The sequence below is a fragment of the Streptomyces sp. NPDC001351 genome, from assembly GCF_042896045.1.
In the GTDB taxonomy this organism is placed as follows: domain Bacteria; phylum Actinomycetota; class Actinomycetes; order Streptomycetales; family Streptomycetaceae; genus Streptomyces.
In genome coordinates this window covers 785,830-808,679 of the sequence record NZ_JBIAWS010000002.1, presented here as the reverse complement: position 1 = coordinate 808,679, position 22,850 = coordinate 785,830, and the positions used below count along the sequence as shown (strand labels likewise).

Sequence of the window (22,850 nt, the reverse complement as noted above, 5' to 3'; positions counted from 1 at the left end):
ACGTGCAGGCGCCGGTCCCCTGAAAGGACCGGCGCCTGACTCGTCGTGGTCGCTACACCCCCGCAATGACCTCCGCCGCCGCCCTGCCGCACACCCGGGCCGCACCGTGCGTCGCGAGGTGGAGGGCGCCTCGGGGAGTGGCCTGGGGGAGGCCCATCTCGACCACGATGGTGTCGGGGCGGGCCGACAGGAGGGTGTCGAGGGCGGATGCCATCCAGGGGTGGCGGTGTTCGTCGCGGACCACGGCCACGATGCGGCGGGGGCCCGCCGCGGCCAGGGCGGTGTGGCCCGCGTCCTCGCCGGCGAAGCTGCCCGTCTCCGTGCCGGGCAGCAGGCGGAAGAGTTCCGCCGCGACGCCCCAGGGGGTCTCGTCGCCGACCGCGATGTTGGCGACCGGGGTGAGGGCGGCGACGTAGGGCGGTTCGGTGAGCGGGGTGAAGGGCTCCGGCGCGGTCGTCCTCAGGGCGCGGCGGGCCGCGCTGAGGCCCACTTCGGTGTCGGGGGTGCGTTCCGTGTCCGCTGCCGCCGCGGCGGCGGTCCAGCGGGCCAGCGCCCGGACCCGTTCCGCCGCGTCCGCCAGGCGTTCCTCGGGGAGTTCGCCGGCGCGGACCGCCGCGACGAGGGCGTCGCGCAGACGCCGTACCGTCTCGTCGTCGGCGAGGCCGCCGCCCACGCAGATCGCGTCGGCGCCGGCGGCCACGGCGAGGACGCTGCCGCGCTCGATGCCGTACGTACCGGCGATGGCCTGCATCTCCATGCCGTCGGTGACGATGAGGCCGTCGTAGCCGAGTTCGCCGCGCAGCAGCTCCGTGAGCGCGCGTGGCGAGAGGGTCGCCGGACGGTCCGGGTCCAGGGCGGGGATCAGGATGTGCGCGCTCATCACCGCGCGGGTGCCGGCCTCGATCGCCGCGCGGAACGGGGCCAGTTCGCGGGACTGGAGTACCGACGTGTCCACGTCGATGCGCGGGAGCGCGTGGTGGGAGTCGACGGCCGTGTCGCCGTGGCCCGGGAAGTGCTTGGTGCAGGCGGCGACTCCGGCGGACTGCAGGCCGGTGACATAGGCGGCCGTGTGCCGGGCGACCAGGTCGGTGTCGGCGCCGAAGGAGCGTACGCCGATCACGGGGTTGGACGGGTTGGAGTTCACGTCGGCCGACGGGGCCCAGTTGAGGTTGACGCCGCAGGCGGCGAGGCGGCGGCCGAGTTCGGCGGCCACCTCCCTCGTCAGGTCCACGTCGTCCACCGCGCCCAGCGCGTTGTTGCCGGGGAAGGAGGAGCCGGTGCGGACCTCCAGGCGGGTGACGTCGCCGCCCTCCTCGTCGATGGCGACGAGGACGTCGTCACGTTCGGCGCGCAACTGGGCGGTGAGCGCTGCGAGTTGTTCGGGCGAGGCGATGTTGCGGCCGAAGAGGCCCACGGAGGCGAGGCCTTCACCGAGGCGGCGCAGCAGCCAGTCGGGGGCCGTCGTCCCGGTGAAACCGGGCTGGAGGACCGTGAGGGCGTCGCGCGTGAGAGTGTCGGTGCCGCTGGCGAATGTCGTCATCGGGTGGCGTTATCCCTTCACTGCGCCGGCGGTCAGGCCCGCGGCCATCTTGCGCTGGACGAGGAGGAACAGGGCGACGATCGGCACGGCCATCATCGTGGCTCCGGCCATCATCGGCGCGTATTCGGTGCCGTGCTTGGTGGTGAAGTTGCCAAGCCAGACGGTCGCGGTCTGGTGCTGCTGGCTGAGGAGCATGAGGGCGTAGAGGTATTCGTTCCAGGCCTGGATGAAGCCGTAGACGGAGGTCGCGACCATGCCGGGGGCGAGGAGGGGAAAGACCACGCGGATGAAGGCGCCCGTACGGCTGCAGCCGTCGACCATCGCCGCCTCTTCCAGCTCCTTCGGGATGTTGACGATGAAGCCGCGCAGCGTCCACACCGTGAAGGGGAGGATGAAGGTCAGATACGTGATGATCAGGCCCGAGAGCTTGTCGTACTGCTCCAGGTCGTTGAGGAGCAGGAAGATCGGGATGATCATGGCGACCAGCGGGACCATCTGGACCGCGAGGATGCCGACGATCACGATCTTGCGGCCGCGGAAGGCGAAGCGGGAGATGGCGAGCGCCGCCAGCAGGCCGACGACGATTCCGATCGCCACCACCGAGAGGGAGACGATCAGGCTGCGGCCCACCGGGCCCCAGAAGTCCGCGATGGCCAGCGCCCGGCGGAAGTTGTCGAGGGTGAAGCCCGTCGGGAACAGGCTGGGGTCCGGGTCGATGGTGTCCTTGGCCGGCTTGATGGCCGTGTTGAGCATCCAGTAGACGGGAAAGCCGGCGGTGAGGAAGACCAGGAGACCGAGGAGGTTCCAGCCGAGCTTGGACTTGCGGGGCCGCGAGCTGCCGCCCGTTGTCGCCACGGCGTTCATGACGGTCATTCGACCTCTCCGATCTTCAGCATCTGGCGCATGTACACGGCAACCACGCCGAGCAGCAGCACCACGGTGATCAGGGCGATCGCGGAGCCCTGCGCATAGTCGTTGACCACGAAGGCACGGTCGTACGAGTAGGTGGTCAGGAGCTGGAACTCCGCCTCCGGGTGGCCGTTTCGCATCACGAAGACCTGCGGGAAGACGCCCATGTCCCAGATGACCGACAGGGTCGTGAGCATCACGATGATCGGCTTGAGGATGGGCAGGGTGACATACCGGAAGACACCCCAGGAGCCCGCGCCGTCGAGACGGGCCGCCTCCTCCAGTTCGGCGGGGACCTGGGTGAGGCCGGCGCTGAGGGTGATGACGACGAAGGGGACGGCGCCCCAGACCACCAGCAGCATGATGACGGCGAGGCCCTGCGGTCCGCTGGCGAACCAGTTGTGGCCGATGAGGTCCACGCCGGGCAGCTTGCTGAGCAGGGCGTTGAGGATGCCGTAGTCCGCGTCGAACAGCCACTTGAAGACGGTGGTGGCGACGATGATCGGCATGCCCCAGCTGGCCACCAGCACGATGTTGACCAGTGTCTTCATCCAGCCGGAGACCCGCTGCAGGAGCAGCGCGATCAGCATGCCCAGCACCATCGTGAAGACGACCGAACCGCCCGCGAAGAGGATCGTGCGCAGCACGACCTGCCAGAACTCGCCGTCGCCCAGCACCCCGGTGAAGTTGTCGAACCCGACCCACTGGGCCGGCAGGAAGCCCCACAGCTGGGACTGCCCGAACTTCTGGAAGGACAGGGTGACCAGACGGACCAGCGGATAGCCGAGGACCAACGCCAGGATCAGCAGACAGGGGGCGAGCAGCAGCCACGGGGTGGCCGCCCCGCCCGAAGTCCGGGCTCTGCGTGGGTTCCCCGCGACCGGCGGCGGTGGCGGCGCCTGCCGCGGCGGCGGCACCTTGGCAGGGGTGGTCGTGTCTGCGGCACTCATCGCGCGCTCCTCAGCGGTCCCTCAGGTCGTACGGAGAGCGGGGTTCCGCCCGGGCGGAACCCCGCTTGCAGGTCACTTGGTGTTGATGACCTTGTCGATCGCGGCGTCCGCGTCCTTGGCGGCGGCCTCGACCGACTTCTTGCCGGTGCCGATGTCCTGCAGCATGGTCTGCAGGACCTGCGCCTTCTCGACCTGGCCCCAGCCGGGTGCCATCGGGACGAACCAGTTGGACTCGGCCGCGGTGGCCGGGACCGCCGTCGCGGGGTCGTTCTTCAGCGTCGCGAGGTCGGTCTTGTTGTTGGGCAGGTTGCCCTTGGCCATCAGGCCCTTCTGGCCGGAGGGGCCGGTGAACGCGTCGATCCACTCGGCGGCGACGGCCTGTGCCTTGGACTTGACCGGGACGGCGAGGTCGGAGCCGCCGAGGAAGACCGGGAGGTTCTTGCCGGACGGGCCGGGGACCACGAAGTTCTCGAGGTTGTCCTTGAGCTTGCCGGTCTTGTCGTTCTTCGGGTCGGCGGCGGTCGCGCCCTCCCAGGCGGCACCGAAGATCATGCCGGACTTGCCCTGGCCGTAGACGATGTAGCGGTCGGACTCGTCCTTGGTCTTGTCGCCGTGCATGTACTTGTCGACGACGTTCTTGAACTCGGTGAGGCCCTTGATGGACTCGGGCGAGGAGAGGCTGGCCTTCCACTGGCCGCCCTCCTCCTTGGCGATGGAGCCGCCGGCGTCGTAGACGAAGGACATGGCCGCGTACCAGTCACGGGTGGGCTGGTACCAGGCGGAGAACTTGTCCCCCTCCTTCTTCTGCACCTTGTCGAGGTCGGCGGTGAGCTCGGCGTACGTCTTCGGCGTGGACTTGACGCCCGCCGAGGCGAAGACGTCCTTGCGCCAGTTGCCGACCCGGCCGCCCGCGTAGTACGGCACGCCGTAGGTCTTGCCGCCGTACGTCACCGAGGCCTTGAGGCCGTCCAGCCAGGCGGCGGAGTTGCTGAACTTCGCCGGGTCCAGGGGGGCGAACGCGCCCTTGACCATGTAGCCCAGCATCTCGGTGTTGCCCATCTCGACCACGTCGGGGGCCTTGTCGGTGGCGAGGACCGCGTCGAGCTTGGTGTTCTTGTCCGGCCAGCCGTAGTACTCGTGGTTGATCTTGATGCCGGGGTGCTTCTTCTGGACGGCCGCGTCGGCGGCCTTCACCAGGTTCGGCCAGTTGTTCTGGGCGTCGACGGTGAGCCAGACAGTCAGCTCCTTGGCGTCCGCGCCGCTGTTGGAAGAACCCTTGCCGTCGTTGCTGCCACACGCCGCGATGGAGACCATCATGCCCGCGATACCGATCGCGGCTATGAGCTTGCGCTTCACGCCACCCTCCTCAGGGATGCCCACACCTCCCCGCTCATGCGCCGGGACCTGAACCAATGGTGTAGACCAGTACCGGGAGCTTGGACCAGACCACGAAGCCTGTCAAGGGTGCTCGAAACCGCTCTGACCAGCCGTTATGCGACCTACATATGCAAGAACCTTTAAGTAAGAAGGCAGCGAAATCAGCGATGCCGGAGTACTCTCGTCCGCTAGACCACTTGGCCCTCCGTGGACTAGACCAAATGAGCTGGCGACGGTATACAGAGGGGGGCACGAAGTGACCCGCATCCGGAGCCGGGAAGGCAGAGCATGAGCAGCGACGTCAGCAGTGCGGAGACCGAGAGCGGGGCAGGTGTCCGTACCGCGCGCGTGCCCAAGTACTACCGCCTGAAGAAACATCTGCTCGACATGACGGAGACGCAGTCGCCCGGCACTCCGGTACCGCCCGAGCGCACCCTCGCCGCCGAGTTCGACACCTCGCGCACGACGGTGCGGCAGGCGCTGCAGGAGCTGGTCGTCGAGGGCCGCCTCGAACGCATCCAGGGCAAGGGCACCTTCGTCGCCAAGCCGAAGGTGTCCCAGGCGCTCCAACTCACCTCGTACACCGAGGACATGCGCGCCCAGGGCCTGGAACCCACCTCGCAGCTGCTGGACATCGGCTACATCACCGCCGACGACCGCCTCGCCGAGCTCCTCGACATCACGGCCGGCGGCCGGGTGCTCCGTATCGAACGCCTCCGCATGGCCAACGCCGAGCCGATGGCCATCGAGACGACCCACCTGAGCGCGAAGCGCTTCCCGGCGCTGCGCCGCTCGCTGGTGAAGTACACGTCCCTCTACACGGCGTTGGCCGAGGTCTACGACGTCCATCTCGCCGAGGCGGAGGAGACCATCGAGACCTCACTGGCCACCCCGCGCGAGGCGGGCCTGCTCGGCACGGACGTGGGCCTGCCGATGCTGATGCTCTCCCGCCACTCGTACGACAAGGCGGGCGAGCCGGTGGAGTGGGTCCGGTCGGTGTACCGGGGCGACCGCTACAAGTTCGTGGCCCGCCTGAAGCGGCCGGCTGACTAGGCGACCCCGAAGGGGCGCGGGGCTGTGTCCGATATGCGGCTCCGCTGCGTGGGCGCGATCAGCCACAACGGCGCCGCGGATAAAGAACAACCCCACGGCGCCCCCAGCGGAGCGCTACCGCACGCGGTGTAGCGCCGACGCGACTCCTGTTCTACGGTCCTCCCGACTCCGTCTGGACGGGAGGACCGCCTCGTGCGTACCGCGAACGTCCGCTCCATCGTCATCTGGACCCTCGTCGCCCTGGTCGGAGCGGCGGGCTGGTCCGTGCTCGCGCTCTCCCGGGGCGAGAGCGTCTCGGCCGCCTGGATGGTCGCGGCGGCCCTCGGCTCGTACGCGATCGCCTACCGCTTCTACGCGAAGTTCATCGCGCACAAGGTGCTCAAGGTCGACGGCACCCGGGCCACCCCGGCCGAACGCCTCGACAACGGCATCGACTTCCACCCCACCGACCGCCGCGTCCTGCTGGGCCACCACTTCGCGGCGATCGCCGGCGCCGGACCCCTCGTCGGGCCGGTGCTGGCGGCGCAGATGGGTTATCTGCCCGGCACGATCTGGATCATCGCCGGCGTCGTCTTCGCGGGCGCGGTCCAGGACATGGTGGTGCTGTTCTTCTCCACGCGCAGGGACGGGCGTTCGCTCGGCCAGATGGCTCGCGAGGAGATCGGCCCCTTCGGCGGTGCGGCCGCGCTGATCGCCGCCTTCGCCATCATGATCATCCTGCTCGGGGTGCTGGCGCTGGTCATCGTCAACGCGCTCGCCGCCTCGCCCTGGGGCACCTTCTCCATCGCGATGACCATCCCGATCGCCCTGCTGATGGGCTTCTATCTGCGGGTACTTCGCCCCGGCCGGGTCGCCGAGGTCTCCCTGATCGGTGTGGCGCTGCTGCTGCTCGCGCTGGTCGCGGGCCGCTGGGTCGCCGAGTCCTCGTGGGCCGACACCTTCACCCTCGCGCCCTCGACCCTGGTCGTCTGGCTGGTGGCGTACGGCTTCATCGCCTCGATCCTGCCGGTGTGGATGCTGCTGGCGCCCCGCGACTACCTGTCCACCTTCATGAAGATCGGCACAATCGCGCTGCTGGCGCTGGGCGTGGTCATCGCGTTGCCGACGCTGAAGATGGACGCGGTGACGGACTTCGCCTCGCGCGGCGACGGCCCGGTCTTCGCGGGATCCCTGTTCCCCTTCGTCTTCATCACCATCGCCTGCGGGGCCCTGTCGGGCTTCCACTCCCTCATCTCCTCCGGTACGACGCCGAAGATGATCCAGAAGGAGACGCAGGTCCGGATGATCGGCTACGGCTCCATGCTGATGGAGTCGTCGGTCGCGATCATGGCGCTGGTCGCGGCGAGCATCATCGACCCCGGGCTGTACTTCGCGATGAACGCACCGTCCGGCGCGATCGGCACCACCGTGCAGAACGCCTCGCAGGTGGTGACCGGTTGGGGCTATCACATCTCCCCGGCCGACCTCGCCCAGGCCGCGAAGAACGTCGAGGAGTCGACCCTGCTCTCGCGTACCGGTGGCGCGCCCACGCTCGCCATCGGTGTCTCGGAGATCTTCTCCAAGGTCACCGGAGGGAGCCTGAGGGCTTTCTGGTACCACTTCGCGATCATGTTCGAGGCGCTGTTCATTCTGACCGCGCTCGACGCCGGTACGCGGGTGGGCCGGTTCATGCTCCAGGACATGCTGGGCAATGTCGTACGCCCCTTCAAGAACGTCAGCTGGAAGCCGGGGCTGGTCATCACCAGCGCGGCCGTGTGCGCGCTGTGGGGGTACTTCCTGTGGGTGGGCGTGCACGAACCCCTCGGCGGCATCAACCAGCTGTTCCCCGTCTTCGGCATCTCCAACCAGCTGCTGGCCGCGGTCGCCCTGGCCGTCTGCACGACCCTGCTGGTGAAGTCGGGGCGCCTCAAGTGGGCCTGGATCACCGGGATTCCGCTGGCCTGGGACGCGACCGTGACCTTGACGGCCAGCTACCAGAAGGTGTTCTCCAGCGACCCCAAGGTGGGCTTCTTCAAGCAGCGGTCCGTGTTCCAGGACGCGATCGACGCCGGGAAGGTGCTGCCGCCCGCCAAGAACATGGACGACATGCACACCGTGGTCACCAACTCCACGGTGGACGGCGTGCTTTCGGCCGTTCTGGCCCTCCTGATCGTCGTGGTGATCGCGGACGCCCTGCGGGTCTGCGTCCGGCACATCCGCCGGCCGGCCCTTTCGTCGCTGAGCGAGTCCCCGTACGTCGAGTCGAGGATCACCGCCCCGGCGGGGCTGATCCCGACCCGCCAGGAGAAGGAGGAGGAGCGCCGTGCGGTCGTCGGTTCTGCTGCGCCGGGCGATTAGGGGGGTGCGCTGGTATGTGCGGGAGCTGACGGACGAGTCGGCGTACGACCGTTATGTCGCGCATCTACGGAAGACGCATCCGGACGCGCAGGTGCCGTCCCGGCGCGAGTTCGAGCGGATGCGGACGGACCGTCAGGAGGAGGATCCACGGCAGGGTTTCCGCTGCTGCTGACAGCGATGTCGGGCCTTCACGGAATCGACATACCGATATGTGGGCGAGGTCTTCCGCTCCCGCAACACCGTGACCTAGATTGCCTGCGCATTACACAGGTGATCAGTGAGGGGACGGAGCCGGTATGTCAGATGTGTCCGAGGCGAGACCACCGGTGGTGACACCGGTCCGCGTGATCATCGCCCTCTGTCTGGTGGCGCCCTTCGTGGCGATGCTCTGGGTCGGCTCCTACGCCAAGACGGACCCGGCGCTCGGCGGCATCCCGTTCTTCTACTGGTACCAGATGCTGTGGGTGCTGATCTCCACGGCGCTGACCATGACGGCGTACAAGCTGTGGCAGCGCGACCAGCGCGCCCGCGCCGCCCGGAAGGGGGGTGCGTCGGAATGAAGAACGACGTGAACGGCGTCGCGCTCGGCGTCTTCATCTTCTTCTTCCTGGCCGTCACGGTCATGGGCTTCCTGGCCGCGCGCTGGCGCAAGGCCGAGAACGAGCAGAGCCTCGACGAATGGGGCCTGGGCGGACGGTCGTTCGGCACCTGGGTCACCTGGTTCCTGCTCGGCGGCGACCTGTACACGGCGTACACGTTCGTCGCCGTGCCCGCGGCCATCTACGCGGCGGGCGCGGCCGGCTTCTTCGCGGTGCCGTACACCATCCTGGTGTACCCCCTGATCTTCACGTTCCTGCCCCGTCTGTGGTCGGTCTCGCACCGCCACGGGTACGTGACCACCTCGGACTTCGTGCGCGGCCGCTTCGGCTCGAAGGGGCTGTCGCTGGCGGTGGCCGTGACCGGCATCCTGGCGACGATGCCGTACATCGCACTGCAACTGGTGGGCATCCAGGCGGTCCTCGACGTCATGGGGGTCGGCGGCGGCGCTGACTCCAACTGGTTCGTGAAGGACCTGCCGTTGCTGATCGCCTTCGGTGTGCTGGCGGCGTACACGTACTCGTCGGGTCTGCGCGCGCCCGCGCTGATCGCGTTCGTCAAGGACGCGCTGATCTACATCGTCATCGCCGTCGCGATCATCTACATCCCGATCAAGCTGGGCGGGTTCGACCACATCTTCGCCAAGGCGGGCGAGGCCTTCAGCGCGACCAACCCGGCGACGGGGAAGCCGCGCGGGGCGCTGGTTCCGGCCGAGGCGAACCAGTGGACGTACGCCACGCTGGCCTTGGGCTCCGCGCTCGCGCTGTTCATGTACCCGCACTCGATCACCGCGACGCTGTCCTCGAAGAGCCGTGACGTGATCCGCCGCAACACCACCATCCTTCCGCTGTACTCACTGATGCTGGGCCTGCTGGCGCTGCTGGGCTTCATGGCGATCGCGGCGGGGGTCAAGGTCACCAACGGTCAGCTGGCCATCCCGCAGCTGTTCGAGGACATGTTCCCGAGCTGGTTCGCGGGCGTGGCCTTCGCGGCGATCGGCATCGGCGCGCTGGTGCCCGCGGCGATCATGTCGATCGCGGCCGCGAACCTGTTCACCCGCAACATCTACAAGGACTTCATCAAGCCGGACGCGACGGCTGAACAGGAGACCAAGGTCTCCAAGATCGTCTCGCTGCTGGTGAAGGTCGGCGCGCTGGTCTTCGTCCTGACCATGGACAAGACGGTCGCCATCAACTTCCAGCTGCTGGGCGGCATCTGGATCCTGCAGACCTTCCCGGCCCTGGTCGGCGGCCTGTTCACACGCTGGTTCCACCGCTGGGCGCTGCTCGCGGGCTGGGCGGTCGGCATGGTCTACGGCACGCTCGCCGCGTACGGCGTGGCCTCCCCGACCAACCCGGGGCAGAAGCACTTCGGCGGCTCCAACGCGAACATCCCGGGCCTCGGCGAGATGGGCTACATCGGCCTCACGGCGTTCGTCCTGAACGTGCTGGTGGCGGTGGCCCTGACCTTCGTGCTGAAGGCCCTGAAGGCCCCGGAGGGCGTCGACGAGACGAAGCCGGACGACTACACGGCGGACGCGGGCGACCCCGGCGTCCAGGTGGAGTTGCCGCCGGCGACCGCGGGCGCGTCCCACTAGCGGTTACGGCGATCAGCGGGCCGTCGGAGAAATCCGGCGGCCCGTTGTCGTACCCGTCCGGCAGACTCGGAGCCATGGACATCGTGATCAGGCAGGCGGAACCAGCTGAGTACGAGGCCCTCGGCGAGATCACCGCCCAGGCCTATCTGCAGGACGGCCTGCTCACCTTCGGCGAGAGCGACGGGTATCTCGCCGAGTTGAGGGACGTCGCGGGGCGAGCGGCCACCGCCGAGGTGCTGGTGGCCGACCTGGGCGGCCGGCCGATCGGCGGCGTCACCTACGTGCCGTCCGGTGGCCCCATGGCCGATCTGGCCGGCCCGGGAGAGGCCGAGATACGCATGCTGGCCGTCGACCGGGCAGCCCGCGGCCGAGGCGCCGGAGAAGCCCTCGTACGTGCCTGCGTCGACCGGGCAAGAGCCGCGGAGTGCACCGCCATCGTCCTGTGCACCCAGTCGGCCATGCACGCCGCCCACCGCATCTACGACCGCGCCGGTTTCGTCCGCGCCCCCGGGCGCGACTGGAAGCCGATCCCGGGCCACGACTTCACCCTCCTCGCCTATGAGTTGACGATCTGACACGCTCCGAAGTCGCCACGACACAACATATGGGGGTGCTGTTCTCACCCGGCACAAGATGTATGCTCATGCTCGCTGTCGCCGCAGGGGAATCCGGTGTGAATCCGGAACTGTCCCGCAACGGTGTACCCATACGCGTTCGCACGCATATGGGCGTCAGTCCGAGGACCTGCCGACAGTGCGCCCGGCCCATCCGGCCCGGGTGCTTCGACGTCCGGGCCTCGTGGAATGGGCCGGTGGACGCGACGCCGTGCGCGCTCGTGACTGCCCCCTGCCCTCCGCAAGGCCCCCGTGCCGAGCGAGGGAGAGCCTCACGTGACCATCGCGCCAGCAGACCCGGTTTCAGCCAGCGCCACCGTGGCCGACGACGGCCTGGGAGCCGCGCTGCTGCGGACCCTGACCGAGCTGACCGCCGACCTCCCCGACGCCGACCCCGGCCGGGTCGCCGCCGCCGCGCTGCGCGGCCGGTCCGCCCGTGCGGACGAGACGGAGCTGCGCGAACTGGCCACGGAGGCGGCCGCCGGTCTCATCTCGGAGGACCCCGCGTACAGCAGGCTGGCCGCCCGCCTGCTGACCGTCAGCATCGCCGCGGAGGCCGCCTCGCAGGGCGTCACGTCGTTCACGGAGTCCGTCGCCGTGGGTCATCGGGAGGGGCTCATCGCCGATCGCACGGCCGAGTTCGTACGGGTCCACGCCCACCGCCTCGACGCGCTGATCGACCCCGAGGCCGACGACCGTTTCGGCTACTTCGGCCTGCGCACACTCCACAGCCGCTACCTCCTGCGCCACCCGATCACCCGCAAGGTCATCGAGACGCCCCAGCACTTCATGCTGCGGGTGGCGAGCGGCCTGGCCGAGGACGCTGCGTCCGATGCGACGACGGGGAGCCGATCGGTGGACGAAGTCGCCGCGCTCTACGGCCTGATGAGCCGCCTCGACTACCTGCCGTCCTCCCCCACCCTCTTCAACTCCGGCACCCGGCACCCCCAGATGTCGTCCTGCTATCTCCTCGACTCCCCGCTCGACGAGCTGGACTCCATCTACGACCGCTACCACCAGGTCGCCCGCCTCTCGAAGCACGCCGGCGGCATCGGGCTGTCGTACAGCCGGATCCGCGCCCGCGGTTCCCTCATCCGCGGCACCAACGGCCACTCCAACGGCATCGTCCCGTTCCTGAAGACCCTCGACGCCTCGGTCGCCGCCGTGAACCAGGGCGGCCGCCGCAAGGGCGCGGCCGCGGTCTACCTGGAGACCTGGCACTCCGACATCGAGGAGTTCCTGGAGCTGCGCGACAACACCGGTGAGGACGCCCGCCGTACGCACAACCTGAACCTCGCGCACTGGGTCCCGGACGAGTTCATGCGGCGCGTGAACGCCGACGCGCAGTGGTCCCTGTTCTCCCCGGCGGACGTGCCGGAGCTGGTGGACCTGTGGGGCGAGGAGTTCGAGGCCGCCTACCGCAGGGCGGAAGAGGCGGGGCTCGCGAGGAAGACCATCCCGGCCCGCGACCTCTACGGCCGCATGATGCGCACCCTCGCCCAGACCGGCAACGGCTGGATGACCTTCAAGGACGCCGCCAACCGCACCGCCAACCAGACCGCCGAGCCGGGCCATGTCGTCCACTCCTCCAACCTCTGCACGGAGATCCTGGAGGTCACGGACGACGGCGAGACGGCGGTCTGCAACCTGGGCTCGGTCAACCTCGGCGCGTTCGTGACCGGCCGGGACATCGACTGGGAGCGGCTGGACGAGACGGTCCGCACGGCCGTGACCTTCCTGGACCGCGTGGTCGACATCAACTTCTACCCCACCGAGCAGGCGGGCCGTTCGAACGCCCGCTGGCGCCCGGTGGGCCTGGGCGCGATGGGCCTCCAGGACGTCTTCTTCAAGCTGCGCCTGCCCTTCGACTCACCGGAGGCGAAGGCCCTGTCCACCCGGATCGCCGAGCGCATCATGCTCGCCGCGTACGAGGCCTCCGCCGACCTCGCCGAGCAGAGCGGCCCGCTGCCGGCCTGGGAGAAGACCCGCACGGCCCGCGGCGTCCTGCACCCCGACCACTACGACACCGAACTCACCTGGCCGGAGCGCTGGGCGGCCCTCCGGGAGCGCATCGCGACCGTCGGCATGCGCAACTCGCTCCTGCTCGCGATCGCCCCGACCGCCACCATCGCGTCGATCGCGGGCGTGTACGAGTGCATCGAGCCGCAGGTCTCCAACCTCTTCAAGCGCGAGACCCTCTCCGGCGAGTTTCTCCAGGTCAACTCCTACCTGGTGAAGGACCTCAAGGAGCTCGGCGTCTGGGACGCCCGCACCCGCGAGGCCCTGCGCGAGGCGAACGGCTCGGTGCAGGACTTCGCCTGGATCCCGGCCGACGTACGGGCCCTGTACCGCACGGCGTGGGAGATCCCGCAGCGCGGCCTGATCGACATGGCCGCCGCCCGCACCCCGTTCCTGGACCAGTCCCAGTCCCTGAACCTGTTCCTGGAGACGCCGACCATCGGCAAGCTCTCCTCGATGTACGCGTACGCCTGGAAGCAGGGCCTGAAGACGACGTACTACCTGCGCTCCCGCCCGGCGACCCGCATCGCGCGCGCCGCCCGGGCCACCGTCCCCGTCCAGCAGGCGGCCGACCCCGAGGCCGTCGCCTGCTCCCTGGAAAACCCCGAGTCCTGCGAGGCCTGCCAGTGATGACCAGCACCACCCGTTCCCAGAACCTTCTCGACCCGGGCTTCGAGCTGACCCTGCGTCCCATGCGCTACCCGGACTTCTACGAGCGCTATCGGGACGCCATCAAGAACACCTGGACCGTGGAGGAGGTCGACCTCCACTCGGACGTGGCCGACCTCGCGAAGCTCACGCCCGCCGAGCAGCACCTGATCGGCCGCCTGGTCGCGTTCTTCGCGACGGGCGACTCGATCGTGGCGAACAACCTGGTCCTGACCCTGTACAAGCACATCAACTCCCCGGAGGCGCGCCTGTACCTGTCGCGCCAGTTGTTCGAGGAGGCCGTGCACGTCCAGTTCTATCTGACCCTCCTGGACACCTACCTCCCCGACCCGGAGGACCGCGCCGCGGCCTTCGCGGCGGTCGAGAACATCCCCTCCATCCGCGAGAAGGCCCAGTTCTGCTTCAAGTGGATGGACTCGGTGGACAGCCTGGACCGCCTGGAGTCCAGGGCCGACCGCCGCCGCTTCCTGCTCAACCTGATCTGCTTCGCCGCCTGCATCGAGGGCCTGTTCTTCTACGGGGCCTTCGCGTACGTCTACTGGTTCCGCAGCCGGGGCCTGCTGCACGGCCTGGCCACCGGCACCAACTGGGTCTTCCGCGACGAGACGATGCACATGTCCTTCGCGTTCGACGTGGTCGACACCGTCCGCAAGGAGGAGCCGGAGCTCTTCGACGACCAGCTTCAGCAGCAGGTGACGGACATGCTGCGGGAAGCCGTGGAGGCCGAGCTGCAGTTCGGGCGCGACCTGTGCGGGGACGGTCTGCCCGGCATGAACACCGAGTCGATGCGCCAGTACCTGGAGTGCGTCGCCGACCAGCGCCTGACCCGTCTCGGCTTCGCCCCGGTGTACGGATCCGAGAACCCGTTCTCCTTCATGGAGTTGCAGGGCGTCCAGGAACTGACCAACTTCTTCGAGCGCCGCCCTTCGGCGTACCAGGTGGCGGTGGAGGGCACGGTCGACCTGGACGAGGACTTCTGACGGCTCCCGGCTGCGGCAGGCCCCGCCTGTGGTAAGCCAGGAGGGTGATCGGCCGTCTCCCCCTCGATGACCAACTCGACCACCTGCGTGCGGTGTTGTCCCGCAACAGCATCCTGACCGAGGTGCTGGAGCGGGCCGCGACGATGGCGCTGCCCGGCTGGTATCTCACCGCCGGGTGCCTCTTCCAGACCGTCTGGAACGTCGTCACCGGCCGGCCGCCCAGCGTCGGCATCAGGGACTACGACATCTTCTATTTCGACGCCGGCGACCTGTCCTGGGAGGCCGAGGATGCCGTGATCAAGGCCGGCCGGGAGATCTTCGCGGATCTCCCGGCCGAGGTCGAGATCCGCAACGAGGCACGCGTGCACCTCTGGTACGAGGGCAGGTTCGGGGTGCCGTGCCCGCCGTACGAGTCGAGCGAGGCGGCGATCGACAGCTTCGCCGCCACGACCTGCTGCCTGGGGGTACGGCTGGAGGCCGGCGGCCGCTGGCGGGTCTACGCACCGCACGGCCTCTCCGATGTCTTCAACCTCGTCGTGCGGCCCAACCCCGTGCTCGCACCACGGTCCGTATACGAAACCAAGTCCGCGCGGTGGCTGACGCAGTGGCCGGAGCTGACCGTGCTGGACTGGCCTCTCCCGGACTCGTCCATGGAGCGTCCATAGGGCCGCCATCGGACGCCCATGGACCTCCCACGGAGCGGCAAAGTTCTTCCGGCCCGTCTGTTCCCGCCTCCTCGCCTCCCGCTACTTTCTGGCCGTCCTGCCATGTACACACAACAACGGCGCAGGATGTTCCAAGTGTCATGCCCATGACGGCAGCGCACCGCCGCCGCTACGCGCGTCACAGGCCTGCCACCAGCGTCGAGAACCCCACTCCCACGACGGAGGCAGTACCCCCATGCGTGAGAAGCCCAGACGGAGCCTGCGAAGACTCCTGGCCACCGCCATACCCGCCCTCGCTCTCGGCCTCGCCGGCCTCGTGGCCGCACCGGCGCACGCGGCACCCGTGGCCGCGCACACCACCCGGACCGCCCAGAACGCCAAGGCCCTCACCTCCCCCGAGCGGCAGACGTTCCACTCGACCGGCAAGGCCGGCCAGAAGGTGCCGACCCAGCACCTGTGCGCCACCGCCGCCCCCGGCCACGCGTCCTGCTTCGCCCAGCGCCGCACCGACATCAAGCAGCGGCTGGCCTCCGCGGTCGCCGCCGCCGCGCCCTCCGGCCTCTCCCCGGCCAACCTGCACAGCGCCTACAACCTGCCCTCAACGGGCGGCTCGGGCCTGACGGTTGCCGTGGTGGACGCCTACAACGACCCCAACGCCGAGTCGGACCTGGGCACTTACCGCTCGACCTACGGCCTGTCCTCCTGCACCAAGGCCAACGGCTGCTTCAAGCAGGTCAGCCAGACCGGCTCCACGACCTCGCTGCCCACCAACGACACCGGCTGGGCGGGTGAGGAGGCGCTGGACATCGACATGGTCAGCGCGGTCTGCCCGAACTGCAACATCATCCTGGTCGAGGCGAACTCTGCGAACGACACCGACCTCGGCATCGCCGAGAACGAGGCCGTGTCGCTCGGCGCCAAGTTCGTCTCCAACAGCTGGGGCGGCTCCGAGTCCTCCTCCCAGACCAGCGAGGACACCTCGTACTTCAAGCACCCGGGTGTCGCGATCACCGTCTCCGCCGGTGACTCCGCCTACGGCGCCGAGTACCCGGCGACCTCGCAGTACGTGACGGCGGTCGGCGGTACGGCCCTGTCCACGTCCTCCAACTCCCGCGGCTGGACCGAGTCGGTGTGGCACACCAGCTCCACCGAGGGCACCGGCTCCGGCTGCTCCGCCTACGACCCGAAGCCGAGCTGGCAGACCGACAGCGGCTGCAGCAAGCGCATGGAGGCCGACGTCTCCGCGGTCGCCGACCCGGCCACCGGCGTCGCGGTGTACGACACCTACGGCGGTTCCGGCTGGGCGGTCTACGGCGGCACCAGCGCCTCGTCGCCGATCATCGCCGGCGTGTACGCGCTGGCCGGCACCCCGGGTTCCAGCGACTACCCGGCGAAGTACCCCTACAGCCACACCAGCAACCTGTACGACGTGACCAGCGGCAGCAACGGCTCCTGCTCCACGGCGTACTTCTGCACCGCCGAGACCGGCTACGACGGCCCGACCGGCTGGGGCACCCCGAACGGCACCACCGCCTTCACCTCGGGCAGCACCTCCGGCAACACGGTGACCGTCACCAACCCGGGCAGCCAGTCGACGACGACCGGCAGCTCGGTCAGCCTGCAGATCAGCGCGAGCGACAGCGCGGGCGCGACCCTGACCTACAGCGCGAGCGGTCTGCCGACCGGGCTGTCGATCAGCAGCTCCAGCGGCCTGATCTCCGGTACGGCGTCCACCGCGGGCACCTACCAGGTCACCGTCACCGCCAAGGACTCCACCGGCGCCTCCGGCTCGACCTCCTTCAGCTGGACGGTCGGCTCCGGCGGCGGCACCTGCACCTCCTCGCAGCTCCTCGGCAACCCGGGCTTCGAGTCGGGCAACACCACCTGGACCGCGTCCAGCGGTGTCATCACCAACTCCAGCAGTGAGTCGGCGCACGGCGGTTCGTACTACGCCTGGCTGGACGGCTACGGCTCCTCGCACACCGACACGCTCTCCCAGTCGGTGACCGTGCCGAGCGGCTGCAAGGCCACCTTCACCTTCTACCTGCACATCGACACCGCGGAGACCACCACCAGCACCGCGTACGACAAGCTGACGGTCACCGCTGGTTCGACCACCCTGGCGACGTACTCGAACCTCAACGCCGCCTCCGGGTACGTACAGAAGTCCTTCGACCTGAGCTCCTACGCGGGCTCGACCGTCACCCTGAAGTTCAGCGGTGTCGAGGACTCCTCCGCCCAGACCAGCTTCGTCGTCGACGACACCGCCGTCACGACCAGCTGATCCCGTTCGATCCCGTTCGTCCCCGGGCCCCGGCCGCGAGCTTCGCGGCCGGGGCTCCGGTGTGGATCCGGACGTCGTGGTCACACGTCACACAGGTGAGGAGGCCCCCCATGCGCCGAACGATCCGCCACACGACCCTCGCCCTCGCGGCACTCACCCTCGCCCTGGCCGGCTGCGGCAACCAGACCGACAGCGGCAAGGGCGGCGACAGCAACCACGTGTCGTCCTCCCCCACACCCAGGAAGAGCCCGCCGGCGAGCCCGACGCCGAGCCCCTCGGGAGGCTGTACGACGGCGTCGACGCTCGGCGCCGCCGACAGCGGCCGTACGGTCTGCCTGGCGGTGGGCGACACCGTCCGGGTCAGCCTGGACGGAACCGCGAAGCGGCCCTGGAAGCCGGTCACCGCGAGCGGCTCGGTGCTGCGGGCCGCCAACAGCGGTTTCGTCCTGCAGCCGGGCGATGCGAGCGCCGCCTTCAAGGCCGTGGCGGACGGGAAGACCCGGCTGGAGTCCACGCGGCCGCTGTGCGCCACCCAGCCCGGCCGGGTCTCGTGCCTGGGGATTCAGGAGTGGTGGGTCACCGTGGTGGTGAAGTAGCGCTGCCGGCGGGCGGGACGGCCGACGGGGCCGCGGCCCTCGGCCGCCCGGCGGGCCTGCTCGGCCTCGCGGATCTGCCGGTCGATGCGCCGGTCGCGCGCGATACCGAGCACCGACGGGACGACCAGGAGCACGAGGATGGTGAGAACGGTCAGCATTCCGATCAGTCCTTCGAGGTGTGCCGTATCCATGGACACCACTGTCGCGCCGATAGCTCCTGACAAACAGTGGCAGGACTGCCGTGCACCCTCGAAATACTGCCAATGCCGAGGCACACTGGTGGCATGCTGCAGAACGTCGCCGCCGTCGTCCTGGACGGCGTGAACCCCTTCGAACTGGCCGTCGTCTGCGAGGTGTTCGGCACCGACCGCAGCGACGACGGACTGCCCGTCTACGACTTCGCGGTCGCCTCGGCCGAGGGGCCGGTGCTCGGCACGCGCGCCGGCTTCTCCATGAACGTCGAGCACGGTCTGGAGCGGCTGGAGGAGGCCGACCTCATCGCCGTGCCGGCCGGTGCCTGCTTCGAGACCCGGGAGTTCCCGCCCGAGCTCCTTGACGCCCTGCGGCGCGCGGCCGGCCGGGGCGCCCGGATCCTCAGCGTCTGCTCCGGCGTCTTCGTGGTCGCCGCGGCCGGACTGCTCGACGGCCGGCGCTGCGCCGTGCACTGGCACCACGCGGAGGAGCTGGCGCGGGCGTACCCGCGGCTGACGGTCGAGCCCGATGTCCTCTATGTCGACGAGGACCCGGTGATCACCTCGGCGGGCACCGCCGCCGGCATCGACGCCTGTCTGCACATCGTGCGCAAGGAGCAGGGCCCGGAGGTCGCGAACAAGATCGCCCGGCGGATGGTGGTGCCGCCGCACCGGGACGGCGGGCAGGCCCAGTACATCGAGCGCCCGCTGCCCCGCTCGCACGGCGACACGGTCGCCGGGGTGCTGGCGTGGATGGAGCGGCACCTCGACGAGGAGGTCACGGTCGAGCAGCTGGCCGACCGCGCCCATATGTCGCCGCGCACCTTCGCCCGCCGCTTCCAGCAGGAGACGGGTACGACTCCCTACCGGTGGATCCTGCGGCAACGCGTGCTGCTGGCCCAGCGGTTGCTGGAGGGGACGGACGAGACGGTGGACGCGATCGCGGGCCGGGCGGGGTTCGGCAACGCGGCCGCGCTGCGCCACCAGTTCGTCCAGGCGATCGGAACGACCCCGAACGCCTACCGGCGCACCTTCAGGGGCCCCGAGGCGGCCGCCTGACCCTTGCCGGGCGCCTCGCCGGGCGCCTCAGTCGTTCGCGACCACGGGGTAGCGCGGCTCGTTCTCGGCCATCTGCCGCAGGGCGTCCTTGCGCTCACGCTTGGACAGGCGGTCGATGTACAGGTAGCCGTACAGGTGGTCGGTCTCGTGCTGCAGGCACCGGGCGAAGTAGCCGGTGCCCCGGACCTTGATCGGGTTGCCCTTCTCGTCCTGGCCGGTCACCTCGGCGTAGTCGGGCCGGGCCAGCGGTGCGTACGCGGTGGGCACGGACAGGCAGCCCTCGTTGCTGTCGTCCAGGCGGCGCCGCTCGGCGGGCAGGTCGACGAGCTTGGGGTTGCAGACCACGCCGACGTGCCGGACGCCCTCGTCGTCGCCGCAGTCGTAGACGAAGACCTTCAGGTCGACGCCGATCTGGTTGGCGGCCAGGCCCACGCCCTCGGCGGTGCGCTGCGAGGCGAACATGTCCGCGACCAGCTGCTGCAGCTCCTCGCCGAACTCGGTGACGTCCTTGCACTCCTTGTGCAGCACCGGGTTCCCGACGACGGTGATCGGCCGCGAGGTGCCCCGCTCACGCCAGGCGTTCTCGCGCTCCTCGGCCTCCCCGGTGTCGATGACGAAACCCTCGTCGTCCACGGGAAGCACGCCCACGTGCTGCTGATCGGTGTCCTGCTGCGCCATGCCGACGTATGCCTTCCTCAAAAACCGGGGGTTGCTGCGGATACAGGGTACGGGGAAGCGCCCCTTTCAGGGGCGCGGGACTGTGCTGATATGCGGCTCCGCCGCGGGGCGCGACCAGCCACGACGAACTCGCACTCGGCCACGCTCCTCAGCAAACCTCTTCAAGATCCCGCCAGTCCCGAGAGTCGGGGCTATCGGCAACCCACCCATCCAACAACCCCCTGACCAGGGAAGCCGGGGCCGCCACCCCACACTCCCGCTCAGGCACCCACAGCTGCCCGTCGGTCCGATGCCCGAGCGGCCCGGGATGCCCCGGCTCACTGTGGTCATGGGGGTCAAGGTGCTCCCCATCACCCTCATCGGAGGGCATCCGCGACTCGGAGCACATCCGACACAGCAGCCGCACGGACGACGACCAGTCCTCCGCGGCAAACCCCGCGTCCGCTGCAAGCTGCTCCAACGCATCCCGATCCGCCTCGGTGGCGGCTTCAAGCAGCACCACCCACGTCGGCACCGGCGACGGCGCCCACAGCTCGATCTCGTCGAACACGGGGTAGGCATGCCCGGCGGCCGTGGTGCGCTCCCCATGGGGCACCCCGTCGTGCAGCACGACCTCACCCCACCGCCGCCCGGACGACGGCAGCGGAATCGACAGCACCTCGATGCGGGCGGGGTCCAGCCGCCGCCCCCACACCACCTCGGCCTCCCCCTCCGGGGACAGCCGTACGGCAGCGCTGCCCAGCTCCATCCCGACCGGCTCGCCGTTCGCCGCGGCGGCTCCCGGCACCCGCAGCCCGTACGCCTGCCAGGCCCGCCGGGCCAGCGGCCAGTCCTGCAGGGCGGTGGCCGCGATGCCGACGTTCCACCAGTCGGGGGCGCCGGCCTCCCGGTCGAGCAGCGCGACGGCGCGCAGGCCTGCCGCGCGGGCCTGCTCCCAGTCGTGCCGGAACTTGTGCAGCAGGGCGAGGTTGAACCAGGACTCGGAGAGCCACGGCTCCAGGTCGGCGGCACGTGTCAGCAGAGCGCCCGCGTCCTCGTACCGGCCGTCGCCGATCAGCGTGAACGCGCGGTCGGTGGCCTGCCGCCAGGAGGCGGAGGGCCGGTGCCGTCCCTTGCCGAAGATCCTCACGATTCCCTGCCAGTTCCGTGGAGTGGGCTGGCTAGTGCTGCCCCCGGACACACCCTCTCATTCGCATCCAACCACGTACGGCTGGAAGGGCGCTCATTACCCATGGGTTACCCAGCCGCAGGCAGGGTCAGACAGTCCCGTGCGAGGACCCGGGCGAGCGATTCCACCACTTCGGGCGCGTAGTCCCCGGCGGTGGCGAGCCGCAGCTCCTCCAGCGCCGTCAGGGGCCCGCCGGGCCCGGCGTCGCGTGCTTTCTCGTCGTATGCGTTGACGGCCCGCACGATCCGGGCGGCGAGCGGCTGCTCCCGGTAGGGGTCGGCCTGCCGCTCGACGACCACGGCGACCGCCGGGTCGACCCCGGTCTGGCGTACGACGGCCCCGCCGAGCAGGGCGATGCGGCGCTGTTCGGCCGTGGGCAGGCCGGCAGTGGCGCCCGCCGGTACCGGGTCGACGAGGCTGAGCTGGCCGATGTCGTGCATGAGGGCGGCGTACTCCAGCACGGTCAGTTCGGGCCGGGTGAGTCCGAGGTCCCGTCCGACGGCGCGGCTGAGGGCGGCCACCCGGCGGGCGTGCCCGGCGGGGGTGTACCCGGCGATCTCGGTGGCGCGGGCGAGGGAGGTGATGGTCTGCCGGTAGGTGGTCCGCACGGCCGCGTACCGCTTGAAGGACAGCTGGGTCAGCAGCAGCGGCAGCGAGAACACGGGCAGCGCCCACAGTCCGACGACGGCGACCGCGAGGGCCATGACCGCGCCGGTGGCGCACACGGCGGAGCCGATGCCGAGGAGGGCGTGCAGCTCGTCCCGCAGCAGCGGGCCGAAGGGCCACCGGGTGCGGGAGTGGGCGAGTGCGGCGGCGAGCACGGCGTCGCACAGCGCGGTGAGCGCAAGGAGGGCGAGGAGCAGCAGGGCGTAGGCGGGGCCGTGCCATGTGCCGAACGCCCCACGGTTGTACAGGGGTTGGAAGCAGACGGCGGCGAATCCGACGGTGAGCACGCGCCGCGCGAGGTGGTCGAGCACGGGTCCGCGGCCCCGGGCGATGTGCGGCACGCTGCCGATGAGGGCGGCGGCGAGGACGACGGCGACGACCTGGGTGAGGCCGTGGTGGGTGGGCTGCCCGGCGTCCTCCCCGAGCAGGGCGTACGACATCGCCCCGGCGGCCCCGAGCGGCGCGGCCTCCCTGACCCGGGCACCGGTCCAGCGGCTGAGTTCGCCGATGGTGACGAGCAGGCCGAAGGCGAGGGCGGTGGGGCGCTCCTCCAGGCCGGTGTGGTGGGTGACGGCGAGGGAGACAGCGGCGAGGAGGGCGGCACAGCCGTGGATGAGAAGCGTCAGCGGCGGCCGGGCGCTCATCCGCGGGCTCCGGGCCTGCTGGAAACGGCCGCGGTGGGCACGGGTGGCCGGGGCCGCTCCCCCACGACCGCCGGGCCCCCGCCCCCGGGCCCCCGGGCGCTGCGCTGCGGCCACCGGACGTCCACCCCCGGCCCCGCGGCCCACCGCGGACGACCAGGGCGGATACGGACAGGCAGGGTCACTCCTCCACGACCGCCGGACGCCCGTCCCCGGGCCCCCGGCCCACTGGAGACGACCGCGGCGGCTATGGACGGCCG

20 protein-coding genes and 1 riboswitch are annotated in these 22,850 nt (G+C 69.9%); of the genes, 12 read left to right on the top strand and 8 right to left on the bottom strand.

What is annotated here, in order from left to right:
- Window positions 1–52: 52 nt before the first annotated feature.
- The 4 genes from ACFY1U_RS09350 to ACFY1U_RS09335 all read right to left on the bottom strand — a co-directional run bounded on the left by ACFY1U_RS09350 (window position 53) and on the right by ACFY1U_RS09335 (window position 4,755).
- Window positions 53–1,540, bottom strand: coding sequence for a glycoside hydrolase family 3 protein (locus ACFY1U_RS09350; protein ID WP_390693486.1), 1,488 nt, complete (start codon window positions 1,538–1,540; stop codon window positions 53–55).
- A 9-nt stretch (window positions 1,541–1,549) separates the two neighbouring features.
- Window positions 1,550–2,404, bottom strand: coding sequence for a carbohydrate ABC transporter permease (locus tag ACFY1U_RS09345; protein ID WP_390693687.1), 855 nt, complete (start codon window positions 2,402–2,404; stop codon window positions 1,550–1,552).
- 5 nt (window positions 2,405–2,409) lie between these two features.
- The gene (locus ACFY1U_RS09340) at window positions 2,410–3,399 is read right to left on the bottom strand and encodes a carbohydrate ABC transporter permease (protein WP_390693485.1); all 990 of its coding nucleotides are present in this window, start codon (window positions 3,397–3,399) and stop codon (window positions 2,410–2,412) included.
- A gap of 72 nt (window positions 3,400–3,471) precedes the next feature.
- The gene (locus ACFY1U_RS09335) at window positions 3,472–4,755 is read right to left on the bottom strand and encodes an extracellular solute-binding protein (RefSeq protein ID WP_390693484.1); all 1,284 of its coding nucleotides are present in this window, start codon (window positions 4,753–4,755) and stop codon (window positions 3,472–3,474) included.
- A gap of 309 nt (window positions 4,756–5,064) precedes the next feature.
- Here ACFY1U_RS09335 and ACFY1U_RS09330 point away from each other — a divergent pair, with 309 nt between their 5' ends.
- From ACFY1U_RS09330 to ACFY1U_RS09280, 11 genes are all read left to right on the top strand, one after another.
- Window positions 5,065–5,829, top strand: coding sequence for a GntR family transcriptional regulator (locus tag ACFY1U_RS09330; RefSeq protein ID WP_390693483.1), 765 nt, complete (start codon window positions 5,065–5,067; stop codon window positions 5,827–5,829).
- 192 nt (window positions 5,830–6,021) lie between these two features.
- Complete coding sequence (locus ACFY1U_RS09325; protein ID WP_390693482.1) at window positions 6,022–8,166, top strand: carbon starvation CstA family protein; 2,145 nt, start codon at window positions 6,022–6,024, stop codon at window positions 8,164–8,166.
- Complete coding sequence (locus ACFY1U_RS09320) at window positions 8,132–8,338, top strand: YbdD/YjiX family protein (RefSeq protein ID WP_390693481.1); 207 nt, start codon at window positions 8,132–8,134, stop codon at window positions 8,336–8,338. The genes ACFY1U_RS09325 and ACFY1U_RS09320 overlap by 35 nt, the downstream gene beginning before the upstream one ends.
- Window positions 8,339–8,462: 124 nt before the next feature.
- A complete protein-coding gene (locus ACFY1U_RS09315) occupies window positions 8,463–8,726 on the top strand; it encodes a DUF3311 domain-containing protein (protein WP_390693480.1) in 264 nt (87 codons plus the stop codon).
- Window positions 8,723–10,360, top strand: a complete 1,638-nt coding sequence (gene mctP / locus ACFY1U_RS09310) for a monocarboxylate uptake permease MctP (RefSeq protein ID WP_390693479.1) — start codon at window positions 8,723–8,725, stop codon at window positions 10,358–10,360. Before ACFY1U_RS09315 ends, mctP begins: the two co-directional genes overlap by 4 nt.
- Before the next feature lie 74 nt (window positions 10,361–10,434).
- Window positions 10,435–10,935 (top strand): GNAT family N-acetyltransferase, encoded by a 501-nt coding sequence (locus ACFY1U_RS09305; protein WP_390693478.1) that lies wholly within the window; start codon window positions 10,435–10,437, stop codon window positions 10,933–10,935.
- An 87-nt stretch (window positions 10,936–11,022) separates the two neighbouring features.
- A riboswitch (cobalamin riboswitch) is annotated at window positions 11,023–11,105 on the top strand.
- Between the two features lie 145 nt (window positions 11,106–11,250).
- Window positions 11,251–13,623: a ribonucleoside-diphosphate reductase subunit alpha gene (locus ACFY1U_RS09300; RefSeq protein WP_390693477.1), complete on the top strand. Its 2,373-nt coding sequence runs from the start codon at window positions 11,251–11,253 to the stop codon at window positions 13,621–13,623.
- The gene (locus tag ACFY1U_RS09295) at window positions 13,623–14,642 is read left to right on the top strand and encodes a ribonucleotide-diphosphate reductase subunit beta (protein ID WP_390693476.1); all 1,020 of its coding nucleotides are present in this window, start codon (window positions 13,623–13,625) and stop codon (window positions 14,640–14,642) included. Before ACFY1U_RS09300 ends, ACFY1U_RS09295 begins: the two co-directional genes overlap by 1 nt.
- 44 nt (window positions 14,643–14,686) lie before the next feature.
- Window positions 14,687–15,307, top strand: a complete 621-nt coding sequence (locus ACFY1U_RS09290) for a nucleotidyltransferase family protein (RefSeq protein ID WP_390693475.1) — start codon at window positions 14,687–14,689, stop codon at window positions 15,305–15,307.
- A gap of 235 nt (window positions 15,308–15,542) precedes the next feature.
- Window positions 15,543–17,591 carry a putative Ig domain-containing protein gene (locus ACFY1U_RS09285; protein ID WP_390693474.1) on the top strand — a complete coding sequence of 683 codons (2,049 nt, stop codon included), beginning with the start codon at window positions 15,543–15,545 and terminating at the stop codon, window positions 17,589–17,591.
- Window positions 17,592–17,701: 110 nt separating this feature from the next.
- Window positions 17,702–18,187, top strand: coding sequence for a hypothetical protein (locus tag ACFY1U_RS09280; protein ID WP_390693473.1), 486 nt, complete (start codon window positions 17,702–17,704; stop codon window positions 18,185–18,187).
- On the opposite strand, the gene ACFY1U_RS09275 is transcribed toward ACFY1U_RS09280, so the two are convergent.
- Window positions 18,154–18,378, bottom strand: coding sequence for a hypothetical protein (locus ACFY1U_RS09275; protein WP_390693472.1), 225 nt, complete (start codon window positions 18,376–18,378; stop codon window positions 18,154–18,156). The two genes, ACFY1U_RS09280 and ACFY1U_RS09275, sit on opposite strands and share 34 nt — an antisense overlap.
- Before the next feature lie 93 nt (window positions 18,379–18,471).
- Here ACFY1U_RS09275 and ACFY1U_RS09270 point away from each other — a divergent pair, with 93 nt between their 5' ends.
- Entirely contained in the window at window positions 18,472–19,437 is a 966-nt protein-coding gene (locus tag ACFY1U_RS09270) for a GlxA family transcriptional regulator (protein WP_390693471.1), read from the top strand.
- Between the two features lie 27 nt (window positions 19,438–19,464).
- Here ACFY1U_RS09270 and def read toward each other — a convergent pair whose 3' ends face one another.
- From def to ACFY1U_RS09255, 3 genes are all read right to left on the bottom strand, one after another.
- Complete coding sequence (gene def / locus ACFY1U_RS09265) at window positions 19,465–20,115, bottom strand: peptide deformylase (protein ID WP_390693470.1); 651 nt, start codon at window positions 20,113–20,115, stop codon at window positions 19,465–19,467.
- A 148-nt stretch (window positions 20,116–20,263) separates the two neighbouring features.
- Window positions 20,264–21,244, bottom strand: coding sequence for a tetratricopeptide repeat protein (locus tag ACFY1U_RS09260; protein WP_390693469.1), 981 nt, complete (start codon window positions 21,242–21,244; stop codon window positions 20,264–20,266).
- A gap of 107 nt (window positions 21,245–21,351) precedes the next feature.
- Window positions 21,352–22,593 carry an HD-GYP domain-containing protein gene (locus ACFY1U_RS09255; protein WP_390693468.1) on the bottom strand — a complete coding sequence of 414 codons (1,242 nt, stop codon included), beginning with the start codon at window positions 22,591–22,593 and terminating at the stop codon, window positions 21,352–21,354.
- Window positions 22,594–22,850 lie beyond the last annotated feature (257 nt).

What these genes read in the sequence shown, in the direction of transcription:
- ACFY1U_RS09275 (WP_390693472.1), bottom strand. Translation starts at nt 18,378, where the DNA reads ATGGATACGGCACACCTCGAAGGACTGATCGGAATGCTGACCGTTCTC.
- ACFY1U_RS09330 (WP_390693483.1), top strand. Translation starts at nt 5,065, where the DNA reads ATGAGCAGCGACGTCAGCAGTGCGGAGACCGAGAGCGGGGCAGGTGTC.
- ACFY1U_RS09285 (WP_390693474.1), top strand. Translation starts at nt 15,543, where the DNA reads ATGCGTGAGAAGCCCAGACGGAGCCTGCGAAGACTCCTGGCCACCGCC.
- mctP (WP_390693479.1), top strand. Translation starts at nt 8,723, where the DNA reads ATGAAGAACGACGTGAACGGCGTCGCGCTCGGCGTCTTCATCTTCTTC.
- ACFY1U_RS09270 (WP_390693471.1), top strand. Translation starts at nt 18,472, where the DNA reads ATGCTGCAGAACGTCGCCGCCGTCGTCCTGGACGGCGTGAACCCCTTC.
- ACFY1U_RS09345 (WP_390693687.1), bottom strand. Translation starts at nt 2,404, where the DNA reads ATGAACGCCGTGGCGACAACGGGCGGCAGCTCGCGGCCCCGCAAGTCC.
- ACFY1U_RS09280 (WP_390693473.1), top strand. Translation starts at nt 17,702, where the DNA reads ATGCGCCGAACGATCCGCCACACGACCCTCGCCCTCGCGGCACTCACC.
- ACFY1U_RS09315 (WP_390693480.1), top strand. Translation starts at nt 8,463, where the DNA reads ATGTCAGATGTGTCCGAGGCGAGACCACCGGTGGTGACACCGGTCCGC.
- ACFY1U_RS09340 (WP_390693485.1), bottom strand. Translation starts at nt 3,399, where the DNA reads ATGAGTGCCGCAGACACGACCACCCCTGCCAAGGTGCCGCCGCCGCGG.
- ACFY1U_RS09305 (WP_390693478.1), top strand. Translation starts at nt 10,435, where the DNA reads ATGGACATCGTGATCAGGCAGGCGGAACCAGCTGAGTACGAGGCCCTC.
- ACFY1U_RS09350 (WP_390693486.1), bottom strand. Translation starts at nt 1,540, where the DNA reads ATGACGACATTCGCCAGCGGCACCGACACTCTCACGCGCGACGCCCTC.
- ACFY1U_RS09295 (WP_390693476.1), top strand. Translation starts at nt 13,623, where the DNA reads ATGACCAGCACCACCCGTTCCCAGAACCTTCTCGACCCGGGCTTCGAG.
- def (WP_390693470.1), bottom strand. Translation starts at nt 20,115, where the DNA reads ATGGCGCAGCAGGACACCGATCAGCAGCACGTGGGCGTGCTTCCCGTG.
- ACFY1U_RS09255 (WP_390693468.1), bottom strand. Translation starts at nt 22,593, where the DNA reads ATGAGCGCCCGGCCGCCGCTGACGCTTCTCATCCACGGCTGTGCCGCC.